General features: G+C 42.4%; 10 protein-coding genes and 3 pseudogenes. 4 read left to right on the top strand and 9 right to left on the bottom strand.

The features are described from left to right. Nucleotides 1–735: 735 nt before the first annotated feature. Nucleotides 736–999 (bottom strand): annotated as a pseudogene (locus CS948_RS13805) (ATP-binding protein); the annotation flags it as partial. Between the two features lie 217 nt (nucleotides 1,000–1,216). Here CS948_RS13805 and CS948_RS13800 point away from each other — a divergent pair. Further along, nucleotides 1,217–1,538 (top strand): annotated as a pseudogene (locus CS948_RS13800) (helix-turn-helix domain-containing protein). 118 nt (nucleotides 1,539–1,656) lie between these two features. Then, the gene (locus CS948_RS13795) at nucleotides 1,657–3,030 is read left to right on the top strand and encodes an ATP-binding protein (RefSeq protein WP_099292293.1); all 1,374 of its coding nucleotides are present in this window, start codon (nucleotides 1,657–1,659) and stop codon (nucleotides 3,028–3,030) included. A 19-nt stretch (nucleotides 3,031–3,049) separates the two neighbouring features. Here CS948_RS13795 and CS948_RS13790 read toward each other — a convergent pair whose 3' ends face one another. The 5 genes from CS948_RS13790 to trmD all read right to left on the bottom strand — a co-directional run bounded on the left by CS948_RS13790 (nucleotide 3,050) and on the right by trmD (nucleotide 7,307). After that, the gene (locus CS948_RS13790; RefSeq protein ID WP_099294523.1) at nucleotides 3,050–3,985 is read right to left on the bottom strand and encodes a HipA domain-containing protein; all 936 of its coding nucleotides are present in this window, start codon (nucleotides 3,983–3,985) and stop codon (nucleotides 3,050–3,052) included. 5 nt (nucleotides 3,986–3,990) lie between these two features. Further along, the gene (locus CS948_RS13785) at nucleotides 3,991–4,311 is read right to left on the bottom strand and encodes a HipA N-terminal domain-containing protein (protein WP_099292292.1); all 321 of its coding nucleotides are present in this window, start codon (nucleotides 4,309–4,311) and stop codon (nucleotides 3,991–3,993) included. Then, entirely contained in the window at nucleotides 4,308–4,532 is a 225-nt protein-coding gene (locus CS948_RS13780) for a helix-turn-helix domain-containing protein (protein ID WP_099294521.1), read from the bottom strand. Before CS948_RS13780 ends, CS948_RS13785 begins: the two co-directional genes overlap by 4 nt. 395 nt (nucleotides 4,533–4,927) lie before the next feature. Continuing rightward, the gene (locus CS948_RS13775) at nucleotides 4,928–6,148 is read right to left on the bottom strand and encodes a site-specific integrase (RefSeq protein WP_099292291.1); all 1,221 of its coding nucleotides are present in this window, start codon (nucleotides 6,146–6,148) and stop codon (nucleotides 4,928–4,930) included. Nucleotides 6,149–6,620: 472 nt separating this feature from the next. Next, the gene (trmD, locus tag CS948_RS13770) at nucleotides 6,621–7,307 is read right to left on the bottom strand and encodes a tRNA (guanosine(37)-N1)-methyltransferase TrmD (protein ID WP_099292290.1); all 687 of its coding nucleotides are present in this window, start codon (nucleotides 7,305–7,307) and stop codon (nucleotides 6,621–6,623) included. A gap of 158 nt (nucleotides 7,308–7,465) precedes the next feature. On the opposite strand from trmD, the gene CS948_RS13765 reads away from it, so the two are divergent. Further along, nucleotides 7,466–7,996 carry a GNAT family N-acetyltransferase gene (locus CS948_RS13765; protein WP_099294519.1) on the top strand — a complete coding sequence of 177 codons (531 nt, stop codon included), beginning with the start codon at nucleotides 7,466–7,468 and terminating at the stop codon, nucleotides 7,994–7,996. 205 nt (nucleotides 7,997–8,201) lie between these two features. Next, a pseudogene (locus CS948_RS13760) lies at nucleotides 8,202–8,476 on the top strand (hypothetical protein); the annotation flags it as partial. 64 nt (nucleotides 8,477–8,540) lie between these two features. On the opposite strand, the gene CS948_RS13755 reads toward CS948_RS13760, so the two are convergent. From CS948_RS13755 to CS948_RS13745, 3 genes are read right to left on the bottom strand one after another with little or no spacing between them, the layout of a single operon-like run. After that, the gene (locus CS948_RS13755; RefSeq protein ID WP_099292289.1) at nucleotides 8,541–10,664 is read right to left on the bottom strand and encodes a DPP IV N-terminal domain-containing protein; all 2,124 of its coding nucleotides are present in this window, start codon (nucleotides 10,662–10,664) and stop codon (nucleotides 8,541–8,543) included. 21 nt (nucleotides 10,665–10,685) lie between these two features. Beyond that, nucleotides 10,686–11,453: an amidohydrolase gene (locus CS948_RS13750; RefSeq protein ID WP_099292288.1), complete on the bottom strand. Its 768-nt coding sequence runs from the start codon at nucleotides 11,451–11,453 to the stop codon at nucleotides 10,686–10,688. Between the two features lie 17 nt (nucleotides 11,454–11,470). After that, nucleotides 11,471–12,019, bottom strand: coding sequence for a 1-acyl-sn-glycerol-3-phosphate acyltransferase (locus CS948_RS13745; protein ID WP_099292287.1), 549 nt, complete (start codon nucleotides 12,017–12,019; stop codon nucleotides 11,471–11,473). Between the last annotated feature and the right edge of the window lie 108 nt (nucleotides 12,020–12,127).

Below are 12,127 nucleotides of genomic sequence, written 5' to 3'. Positions count from 1 at the left end.
TACAACCGTCATTTACTTAAATTAATGAACTACAAATTCTAATTAGTATATATTTAGTAATATTCTATCTCTACCTAAAAGACAGAATAAGTCTAAATACAAATCATAAATAACTGATTATAAATAAAATAAATACAACAACAAATACACTATTTCAAAAATGACAAACAAATGATAAACAACAATTTTAATATCGGATATTTGTGCGGAACTAAAGTATGTATCTTAATACTATATTTGATTGATTATAAGTATATTAATTCAACATTTAAATAAACATGCCTCAAACGAACAATAGTAAAACAATTGCTAAACATCTTGCTTAAATCACAATATCAACTTAAATTCAGCTATATAGCACAATATTAGAAATCACGCATAATCCTCGCTTTCAATCATTAAGCAGATTTACAATGTTAAATTTTAAAATTTATAGATAAATAAATTTCTTTTGAACAAATATTTTCCTAACTTCGCAATGCGTTTGTTACATTTTCATCCACAAATAGAATAATTTGTTGAAAATATAACATACAATTGAGGAAAATATAATATGTTTAGACTTATTCCGTCTTTTAGGTAGAGACGGAACAAAAACAATCCCAAAACACAACTATATACAACACGCAAACTCATTTCATCCTATACTATCGCTAGACCAGAAGGCAAAATTTTCAGTCCCATAACTTATAATCTCCACCTTTACTTTACCTCCGTATTCATATATACGTCCATTAAAGTAAATAGTACTTTGTCGGCCACTTCTTCCACTGGTATTCTACTATTCTCGTTCCAGTTCAGATTATAGAAAGTCCTGAAGAAAGAAGATGCTTCCGTCTTATAATGTGGTTCTTTACCGAGTAAGAAGTTGGGGAATTTCTCTGTCAATTCACGCATCTTGCGCAAACCGGAACCACGTTTCTCCATGCAGTCAAGTTGGGTAAACATATCGGCTATGACAGGATTGCAGCGTAAGGAGAGAACATTATATATGTCACGATGCAGCATATTATGCCATTTGATTATCAACAGTTTATGGCTTAAAAGATAGACACCTCAAAAATTTACTTGTTTTTTCGCCGAAAATTGAAGATTTAACGTTTTTAACTTTGTTTGTTCTCAAACGGAGGGAAAAAGAGGAAAATCGCTCTTTTAGCCTTTGTAATCCCCGGTTCACAAAGATAAGATCTTTATATATCATATGATGGCATTGAATATGGCAAAGAATACAATGGGGACTAAATTACCCCGAAAATTAGAGCAGAAGATACAGGTCGTGGGAGAGCAGATTAAGCTGGCTCGCCTACGTCGGAATCTGAGCGTAGCTCATCAGGTGGCAGAACGTGCTACTTGTTCTCCATTGACTGTGTCCCGAATAGAGAAAGGCGCCAACAGTAGCAATCGGAATTTACCCACGTGTGCTGTATGCTTTACAACTTGACGGTGATATTTTGTGGCTGGCCAAAGAAAATAAAATAGGGAAGGATTTACAGGATTTGAGTTTGAAGACAAGGAAACGAGTTTCAAAAAAGGGATAGAGCGCATGTTCTTCTGCACGTAAGTTATAAATGCTTCTGTGAGGATAAAAAATATGATTTCAAATTTTGTATTATGCTATAAAAACATTATGTTTGCATTGCATAATAAATAGAGTATATGAAATTCGTTGATAGAATAGATGAAACAGCACGTCTAAAGGATGCTCTTGCGAGAGAGAAGTCCTCGTTAGTCGTGATGTACGGTCGCAGACGCTTGGGTAAGTCAACGCTTATCAAAAGGGTGTTGTTGGACACAGATGTTTATTTCCTTGCCGACCGTTCAGAAGACCAACATCAGAGGACATTACTTGCAAAAGTGTTAGCACAAGTATTTCCGGATTTCGATAAGTTGACATATCCGGATTGGGAGTCTATGTTTCGTGCGGTCAATTATCGGACAGACAAGCGTTTTACTTTATGTTTGGATGAATTTCCGTATCTTGTGGAGCAATCTCCTGAACTGCCGTCTGTGTTGCAGAAACTTATTGATGAAAAGCAACTGAAGTACAACCTTGTACTTTGTGGTTCATCACAAAATATGATGTATGGATTGTTTCTTGATTCTACTGCACCTCTTTATGGCCGTGCCGTTGAGATAATGAGACTTGCACCGATACGTTTACCGTATATTCAGGAGGCATTAAATCTTGATGCGATGAATGCCATTGAAGAATATGCTGTATGGGGAGGTGTGCCGCGCTATTGGGAATTGAGGGAAAACAGAAGTTCGCTTGATGATGCCCTATGGCACAATATCCTTTCTGTAAATGGTACTCTTTACGAGGAACCTATAAAACTGTTTCAGGATGATGTTAAGGATATTGTCAAGACTTCGACGATAATGTCTTATATCGGGACTGGTGCAAACCGGCTTTCCGAGATTGCTGCACGATGCAATGAACCGGCAACCAATCTGTCGCGTCCATTGAAGAAACTTGTCGATCTCGGATTCTTGGAAAAAGATGTTCCGTTTGGGATTGATGAAAAGAATGCGAAAAAGAGTCTCTATAAGATAGCAGATCCGTTTATGGCATTCTACTATCAGTTTGTCGTTCCTAATCGTTCGTTTATCGAACTTGATCGTCGCTTGCCCATAGAACAGGTTTTGAACTCTCATTTCTCGGAATATGTAAGTCTGCAATGGGAAAAACTATGCCGAGATGCAGTAACAGGAAATCTTGTCAATAGTATAGTTTATGGCAAGGCAAAACGCTGGTGGGGTTCTGTTCTTAATGAGGATAAGAAGCCAGAACAGGTAGAGTTCGATGTGATGGCAGAATCGCTTGATAAAAAGTATCTGCTGGTTGGCGAATGTAAATGGACAAATCAAGAGAATGACAAACAGCTTACTGCCGAACTTCTCCGTAAAGCCAATCTGCTACCGTTTGCCAAGAACTATACTATTGTTCCGGTGTTGTTCCTTAAAAAGGCTCCGAAAGATGATGTTGGAAATTCCATATTGCCAGAAGATGTTGTCGAATTAATGAGATAAAGAAAATGGCGCTCCAAATTCAACTCAAAATACTCCACCTTTCCTGTATCAATGCTTTATACTTTCCCTTCATCTCATCTGGCAGAAACGAAGAATCTATAAATACAAACCATTCTGGTAGTACCTTCCTGAATTTGTCGTACACATTTTCGATTGCTTTATCATCGACTTTCATCGTTTTTAAGAGGCTATCAAAATCGGCTTTTTTCAACTTTCGCTTTTTACCGTTCAACGTCAATGCCAGTTCTTCGTTGTCTTGTGGAATAACCAATTTAGTAGATAAGAGGTCATAAGCCGGAGCCAAAACACATTCACCCACTTTTTTGTAAAGAGAAAAGTTCTTCAGGTGCATATCTGCATTTCCAGTCAGGTAACAGAATAACAGTACTTCGAAATAGTTGATTAAATCCAACACCGGATAAGCCGAGAACTCCACTATCTTTTTAGCAATTTGCTCATGAGAACCTTTGTATTTTTGCTCGGTCAGTTTCTCAGTTAGTTGGCACATATCTTCCATCGGAATTTTACCGCCTTTCTTGCCACGATCTATCCGCTTGGTGATGTATGCCAATGAACCATCCTGAAATCGTATCAGGGAGTGAGGAACCGTTTTTATCCGAGCGAGTTCTGCCAGATGCATGGTTAAATCTTCGTTTTCGGGAAGCGATGGATATTGTTCCGTTTGTGGTTTCAAGATATATCCACCCCACAAACCGACTATCGTGAAACGTTTTTCGGCTCCATTAGTCTTTTCCAAGTCAACCGATAATTTTGGCTGAACACCTGTGATTGTAACCTGTGAACGTACTACTTCCAAAGCCAGCGATTCAATATCGGCTTTTGTATAGGGAAGCACAGGCGGAACGGTGGTTCCGAAGATCTTCTTGGAACATCGCGGATGAAAATCAACCTGCCCTTGTTCCAAAAGTTGATAACAGTATAAGCATCTTTCCATGATTATCATTCTTGAATAGGTTGAACACTGACCGCTCCTATGCAGTCTTTACAGCAGGCAAGCAACAAAGACATGCGGTCACGGTTGTTGATTTTCCAGTTCTTTTGGGCAATATCCAGCAGCCAGCCTTCGGGAATAAGCCCATCGAAGAAAGGATGCAACACATTACTAACAAATGGTTTATCCGTTAGAGGTAATGTGAGGCTTACCGGTTCGGCTTGTTTATTTGCCAAATAGCCTGTGTCATACACAAAAGTATATCCGTTTTCATCTTCGGTGAGCGTACCTGCCGTATGGTCATACATAAATATTTTAGCTTGTTTCATTGTTCTATCAGATTATTTCTGTCCATTGGAACAACACCCAATTGCATCCCGAACAATTTTAATACTTGATTTACCTTGTCCATTTTCAGGGTTTCCTTACCCTGTTCCAATTCGCGCAAGAAACGCAAGCCAACGCCTGCTTTCCGTGCAAACTCTTCGCGCGAAAATCCAAGCGCTTTGCGCTTCGACTTCACATATTCGTTTAATGGTAGATTCTCCATATTCAATACCTTTTCGGGTACAAATATAGTGATTATTTTTTTTAATAGCACCTTTTCGGGTATTATATTGAGTGAGAAGGATAATAAAACACCCGAAAGGGTACTGAATAATACCAACGCCAATCCCCGCCATCCTTTCACAGAACCAATCACCTCACAGATAATCTGTTCTGAAGTTTTTAATAACGAATTAGTAAATGTGTCTACTTTCTAAGGCTGGTACATTAGATCTTACCGCCGTAAAAATTACCATTGTAAAATTTACGGCAGTAAAGTTTAAACCACTAGCAAAGTTGCTAATAAAATCAAGAACGTAGCACTATCAAAACGCTGAATTAGTAACCCAAACATTCCAGTTTTTACTCCACAAGTAACGCAGCGTCTGTAACAACCTTTCACGTGAAGAAATCAAGCACAACCGTTTCATTCGCCTTATCCACGACATCCTCGTTAAATGAAGCCAAATAGATCCGGGTCGTATTTTCAGAGGTATGCCCCATCGCTTCGCTGATGACAGCCAGTGCCACTCCTTTTCTTTTGGCTTGGGTAGCCCAAGTGTGGCGTGCCACGTATGAACTAAGCGGTTTTTCCAGTTCCAATATCTTAGAAAGTTCTTCCAACGCCTTATTATATTTGCGCAGGGCACTTGCATAAGAAAGTTCTTTCCGAGTCCACGGGCAATAACATAACGGAAATAAAAAAGGTATATTCTCATCCGCTATTCGATGTTTATGGATGATATCCAAAACATAAGGAAGAAGTTTTACCCGTATCCGCTGACCGGTCTTCTTTCTCTTGTACACGATCTCGTCCCCGACAATATCCGTCTTGAGCAAATGAGCCACATCCACGAAAGCCATCCCCCGGGTAAACATACTGAACAGAAACAGATCACGGGCAAAATCCAAGTTGGGTTTTCGCCTCAAATCCAACTCCAGCAACCGTGAAACCGTTTCCCTCGTGATAGCCCGTTTAACCGTTCGTTCCACTCCCGTGAATACCTTCCGAAAAGGAAAATGATCCTCCCGAATCAACCCGTTGCCCACCGCTTTATTGTAGACCGCGCGTAATATCCGCATATAAAAAGAGATCGTGTTCAAGCACACTCCTTTTGATTTCAAGTAATTCTCGAACTGCTTGACCAGAGAAGCACTAATCTCATTCAAACGAATATCCTGTCCCTGCCGGAAGTCCTTAAAACTCTTCAACGTGCTGCAATACGTACCGGAAGTTCTCTCCCTACCCACGCCTTTCAATTCTTCAATACACCCACCCATAAAAGAAAACAACGTGCCTTTCGTCAATCGCCTGTTGTATTCATTGACAATCATCCGCACCGTGTACTCCTCTTTATTGACTTCCCACCAGCCGATAATATCCCGCAATTCATTCACCACCAGCCTAAGCCTTTCCCGTGCCGCCTGCACGATTACCTGCCGTCTGGGCTCACCGCCCGTCCAGCGAATATCATTACTTGCCTTATCCCATTCCCACGCGTGTAATTTTATCCCCGTGGCTAAAACCCCGATCTTACGCCGATGTATGATTTGTATAAAACAAGACCCCATCTTACCCTCTACCGTTGACTCTCTAAATCTTATTTTTATAGAAGCCATATTATCTCCTTTCTACATTAAACGTCCAACCTCCCGACACTTAACCGCATCGCGCTACAAGCACAACGAAGTCCCCTGTCGGAATTAACTCCAATCCATCCCCCTATAGTTAGTTTTATACCGATACCCTTCCAAAAGTTTCACTTTTCTCCCTCTTTTTCTCCCCTCACGCTCGTCTACACACATCACCGAGCCTTACTCGATATCCAAAACTAAACACCTCACAGTTTACTCCCTCAAATATAATACAAGTAGAGCATTTAAGCAAATCCACGGGAAAGAACCTCGTACGTTCATTTCCATGTAAAAAAGACCACGCTATCGTTGACCTCGAATAAAAAGATAATATGCATACAATAACAACGGAGCATAAACACTCGTTTATATTTATGCTCCGTTGTTACTACGTTGTTGCTATGTATTTAGTCGAGAGCATCGGTAGCCCGACCAGAAGGCAAAGCGCATTCAGCGTCTACCCGGCAGATTCCCCCAACAAATCCGGGCGTAACCGTCTTGTACGTTCCAAGGCTTGTTGTTCCTGCCACTCGTCAATCAGGGCGTGATTGCCTGATAACAGCACATCCGGCACCCGCCAACCGTTGAACTCCGCGGGACGCGTGTACACGGGCGGGGCAAGCAGGTTGTCCTGAAACGAATCGGTCAAAGCGGATGTTTCGTCCCCCATGGCACCCGGCAACAAACGCACGATGGCGTCCGTCATGATACAGGCGGGCAACTCCCCTCCCGTCAGCACGTAATCACCCACGGAAATCTCCCGGGTAATCAAATGCTCCCGAATCCGGTGGTCAATCCCTTTATAATGCCCGCAAAGAATCATAATATTCTCCTTCAACGACAATTCATTCGCCATCTTCTGGTTGAATGTAGGGGCATCCGGGGCGGTGTAGATAATCTCGTCGTAATGTCGCCGAGAAGTCAATTCATTGATACAATCAAAAATCGGCTGTACCGCCATCACCAGTCCGGCATCCCCGCCGAAAGAATAGTCATCCACCTTCCGGTGCTTATCCTTCGACCAATCCCGTATATTATGGATATAAATCTCCACGATCCCTTTTTCTTTCGCCCGTTTGATAATCGAATGATTCAAAGGACTCTCCAGTAACTCTGGTACAACACTTAATATATCAATGCGCATAACAATTGAAAATTGAAAGTTGAAAGTTGAAAATTGAAAATGCCAATGACGGCGAATCCAAATCCCGTACAAAGATACAAATATCTACCTTTTCCGAAAAACTTTTTTGGCAAAGCAGAAAAGCTCCCTTATATTTGTCCGGTTATTCATCACCTGCCATGACAGAAGTAATTATTGAAAAGGGACAATTCGCAGACATCAACGAGCTGGAACAATTATATAATGACTTGAATGATTTCCTTGCATCCGATATTAACCACCCGGGATGGATCAAAGGAGTGTACCCCGTCCGGGAAAACGCGGAAAAGGGTGTCAAAGAAGGTAACCTGTACGTGGCAAGACGCGACGGGCAGATTATCGGTTCCATAATACTGAATCATCACCCGGAAGAAGCGTACAAAATTGCACCGTGGGGTATTGATTCGGATTACAGTAAAATATTCGTGATTCACACGCTTGTCGTTCACCCGGACTTTCTGAAAGCCGGCATCGGGAAAAAATTAATCTCCTTCGCGTGTGAATCAGGAAAAGAGCAAGGTATGACTGCGATTCGTCTGGACGTTTACGTGAACAATATTCCCGCCATCAAACTGTACGAGAAATTTGGATTCAAACACGTGGCTACGGTCGATCTGGGACTTGGAGAGTACGGACTGCACAAATTCCACTTGTACGAAAAGATACTGTAACAGGAATCGTATCGTAAATTCAACGCTTAAAAGGAACAGCCTCCAACTTCACATACTTGATTCCTGTTGAACTTTGATTTCTTGTAAGTTTATATTATCTTTGTTATAACAATAAACAAAAAACATGGGAAGTGAAGATTTACAAGAACGATATATCAATCCTTACACCGACTTCGGTTTCAAGAAATTGTTCGGCACAGACATGATACAGGAATGAGTTTTCGAACGTTTTTTCAAAGCGGCAGAAATTGCCGGGTTCTCCAAGCAAGAACTATTTGAATACGAGGATAGCCTGAAAGTTTTCCGAGATTGGTACAATGTGGTTAAAACGGCAGAAAAGAAAGGGCATATTAAAGGATTTGAGGAAGGTGAAAAGAAAAAACAAATAGAAATAGCCAAAACTTAAAAGCCTTGGAAGTTCCAACAGAGGTTATAATTAAAGGAACCCGCTTATCGCGAGAAGAGATTGAAAAGTTATAAAAACTTTCGACATAAAATAAATCAGCCAACTAGAATTAGTTGGCTGATTTATTTTATTGTTCAATTATTTCAAGTAATCTTCAAAATAATCCGTCACTTTCTGCATCAGATGAATACGGTCACGTCCCATAACATTGTGCTCGGCACAAGGATAAGGGAAGTAATCCACTTGCACGTTATTTTTGATACATTCCCGGATAAAACTCAAGCTATGTTGCCATACCACGACAGGATCTACTGCACCTTGACAAATCAACAATTTGCCTTTCAAGTCTTTGGCCTTGGCGATCAAACTCACTTTGGCGTACCCCTCGGGATTCTCCTGCGGGGAGTCCATATAACGCTCTCCATACATAGCCTCGTACCATTTCCAGTCAATCACGGGACCTCCGGCAACACCCACTTTATAAATATCGGGGTAATTGGTAATCAACGAAATCGTCATAAACCCGCCGTAACTCCAACCGTGAACACCAATACGATCTGCATCCACCCAAGGGAATGACTTCAGCCACTCGATACCTTTCACCTGATCTTTCATTTCCACCTGACCGCATTGGCGATGAATCACCTCCTCGAAAGCCTTTCCCCGGTTCGGAGTACCATGATTATCAATAATAAATACCACGTAACCGTGTTGAGCCATATACATTTCCCACATGCGGATATTGGCATTCCAGATATTGGTCACCATTTGAGCATGCGGTCCGCCATACACGTAATGAATTACCGGGTATTTCTTGTTCGGGTCGAAATTCATAGGCTTAATCAACCGATAGTATAAATCACTACCGTCGTCAGCCTTTATAGAGCCCAAAGTAACTTCACCCCAGTTGTAATCCTTGTTCGGGTTCTCCACCTCTTGAACACGGCGTACCACTTTACCGCTATTGGTAGCCAAATCAACGTTGCGAGGGGTCTTTACACTACTGTAACTATCGATAAAATAACTGCAATCCCCGCTCATCGTGATCGTGTGCCAACCTTCCTCGGGAGTCAGACGGGTTTTCTTGCCACTCTTCACGTCTACCCGGAAAAGTTGTTTTTCCACCGGGGACACTTCCGAAGAAAGGTAATACACGTACTTCCCGGCACGATCCATACCCGCGTAAGCCACGTCGGCATCGACATCCGTCAGACGTTTGATCAGCTTGCCGTTCACGTCATACAAGTAAAGATTGAAATAACCGTCCCGGTTATTCGTCTCGTAAAGGAACTGTTTCGGGTTATTCTTCATGAAAACCAGCCCGTTTTGAGGCTCCACGTAAGTATCGGATTTTTCCTCGAACAACGTGGCAATCTGTTTCCCGGTAGAAGCATCGTATTTGTTCAAACGCATGTGATCCTGTCCCCGGTTCAACACCTGAATATACACGATGTCGGATTCCGGCGCCCACGTCACGCCCGTGAGATACTGTTCCCGCCCGAAATCATTCACGTCCAGAAAGACAGTAGTACCGGAAGCGATGTCATAAACCCCCATCGTCACCAACTCGGACTTCATTCCCGCCATCGGGTATTTGATTTCTTTCAGATCTCCGGTACGGCTATTGATGTCCAACAAGGGAAAATTCGTCACTTCGCTCTCGTCCTTACGGTAAAACCCAAGTTTCTTACCGTCAGGCGACCAAAATATACCGCCCGTGATACCGAACTCGTTGCGACTAACCACCTGACCGTTCTCGATATTCTTGTTCTCATCGGAAGTCACGGCGTAACTGTTTCCCCGTTCATCCATGTAATACAAATTGTTGTCTACCGTGTAAGCATACATGTTACCTGCCTTCGAGTAGGTCTGATTAGCCGCCCCTTTCGGGAAAGAAAAAGTTTGTTTCAACTGTTTTTTCTCCACGTCGATATGGTAAATTTTCCCTTGACGGGCAACTACCAGCGTATTTCCGTCCAACCAAGAAAAATTAGGGAAGCCTTTCAAATCAGCCCCGATAATTTTGTTTAACTCCGGCACAGTCAACAAAACGGTTTTCTCACCTTTATCCGCCGACTCCCCCATGAGTCCTTCACGGTCGAGATAAGTAAACTGATTCTTATCCCCCTGCCATTGGATATACTTTGCCCGCGGATACAAATGGTACCCCACGACAGCCTCTTCCATGGTCAAAACCTTCTCCTGTGCATTCAAACCGAACATCATACTTAATCCGATTATCGTCAACAATGTTTTTTTCATCCTTTCTTCTGCTGTTATTATTTATTCATCAATTGTAAATTCATCTCTATCTTCCAAAACGGGAAATTTTGCACGGAACCCTTCCAAAGCACCCAAATCGACATCTGCCACCTGTACTTCGTCGGCATAAGGCTCACAAGCCACCAGCACCTCTCCCCGGGGAGATATCACCATAGAATCGCCGGAATATTGCAGACCGTTTCCGTCCTCCCCCACGCAATTCACGCCCACCACGTAGCACTGGTTCTCGACGGCCCTCGCCTTCAACAATATCTGCCAAGGCTCCCTCCTTGCCTCCGGCCAGTTAGCCACGTAAACAGCCAAGTCATACCCGGAAGTATTACGGCTCCACACGGGGAATCGCAGGTCGTAACAAATGAAAGGCGCAATCTTCATGCCCTTGTATTCAAACACCGGCAACTCGTGCCCGGCGGTAAAATGCTCGTCTTCATGCCCCATCGTGAAACGGTGCCTTTTATCGTAATGCAACACTTTCCCCCCCGGAAATGCCGCCAGCAAACGATTGAAATAATGTCCGTCTTCAAAATAAATGGTCGATCCCATGACCAAAGCGTCTTTCTCGTCCGCCCAATCCTGCATACACCGGTATACCGCCTCGTGGAAAGGAGCCACCTGATCTTTACCCGTCATCGTGAAACCGGAAGAAAACATCTCCGGCAGCACGATAATATCCACCCCGTTTATGTCACTCATACGTTTGTTGAAGAGTTTCAAATTCAAGGGAACATTTTCCCATTCCAAACGTGCCTGTACGATTGCTACCTTCATAATCCTTTTATTTTAATTTAATCTCCTGCCGAAAAGTTTTCCGGATGACGGGGATTAGCGTCCTTGTAAGTCGACATGATGTATTTCAAGTCGGCATCCGGATCCCCCGAGGGGATAAACCGAGGTCCCCACGTGCAATATTTATCTTTATAATCGATTCTGCCCAGGTACACGGGAACACCCGCCTCTTTCGCGATTACCAGAAATCCTTTCTTCCATTTCTTTCGCTTTTTGCGACTTCCTTCCGGGGTAATCGTCAGGTACATCACGTCCCGTTTATTAAATTCCTCCACCATCCGCTCTACAAGATGATTTTCTTTATTTCCCCGGTCAACGGGAATCACGTTCAAGGCTCTCAGGATAGCCCCCAAGGGAAAAAAGAAAAATTCCTTCTTCATTAATATATAAGTAGGAATCCCATAACTCATGAACGTGAGCTTCCCCCATATAAAATCCATAATAGAAGTATGCGGCACGGAAATCACCACCGCTTTTTTATCCACGGGCAAACTTCCCTTGAGTTTCCAACCGAACATTTTCAGTATCAGACGTGCGATATATTTCATAACTTTTACTATTTCCTAAAATCTTGCCAAAGTTAGTACTTTTCCGGGAATAACACCTAACTAAAATAGGACACAATGTTTTTTATTACAAATAATATCGAACAAGAA

Origin of the sequence: Butyricimonas sp. Marseille-P3923, from assembly GCF_900184685.1 — a bacterium.
GTDB lineage: Bacteria > Bacteroidota > Bacteroidia > Bacteroidales > Marinifilaceae > Butyricimonas > Butyricimonas muris.
This window is presented reverse-complemented; position numbering and strand designations above follow the sequence as displayed.

What these genes read in the sequence shown, in the direction of transcription:
- trmD (WP_099292290.1), bottom strand. Translation starts at nt 7,307, where the DNA reads ATGCGCATTGATATATTAAGTGTTGTACCAGAGTTACTGGAGAGTCCT.
- CS948_RS13750 (WP_099292288.1), bottom strand. Translation starts at nt 11,453, where the DNA reads ATGAAGGTAGCAATCGTACAGGCACGTTTGGAATGGGAAAATGTTCCC.
- CS948_RS13780 (WP_099294521.1), bottom strand. Translation starts at nt 4,532, where the DNA reads ATGGAGAATCTACCATTAAACGAATATGTGAAGTCGAAGCGCAAAGCG.
- CS948_RS13785 (WP_099292292.1), bottom strand. Translation starts at nt 4,311, where the DNA reads ATGAAACAAGCTAAAATATTTATGTATGACCATACGGCAGGTACGCTC.
- CS948_RS13755 (WP_099292289.1), bottom strand. Translation starts at nt 10,664, where the DNA reads ATGAAAAAAACATTGTTGACGATAATCGGATTAAGTATGATGTTCGGT.
- CS948_RS13795 (WP_099292293.1), top strand. Translation starts at nt 1,657, where the DNA reads ATGAAATTCGTTGATAGAATAGATGAAACAGCACGTCTAAAGGATGCT.
- CS948_RS13765 (WP_099294519.1), top strand. Translation starts at nt 7,466, where the DNA reads ATGACAGAAGTAATTATTGAAAAGGGACAATTCGCAGACATCAACGAG.
- CS948_RS13790 (WP_099294523.1), bottom strand. Translation starts at nt 3,985, where the DNA reads ATGGAAAGATGCTTATACTGTTATCAACTTTTGGAACAAGGGCAGGTT.
- CS948_RS13775 (WP_099292291.1), bottom strand. Translation starts at nt 6,148, where the DNA reads ATGGCTTCTATAAAAATAAGATTTAGAGAGTCAACGGTAGAGGGTAAG.
- CS948_RS13745 (WP_099292287.1), bottom strand. Translation starts at nt 12,019, where the DNA reads ATGAAATATATCGCACGTCTGATACTGAAAATGTTCGGTTGGAAACTC.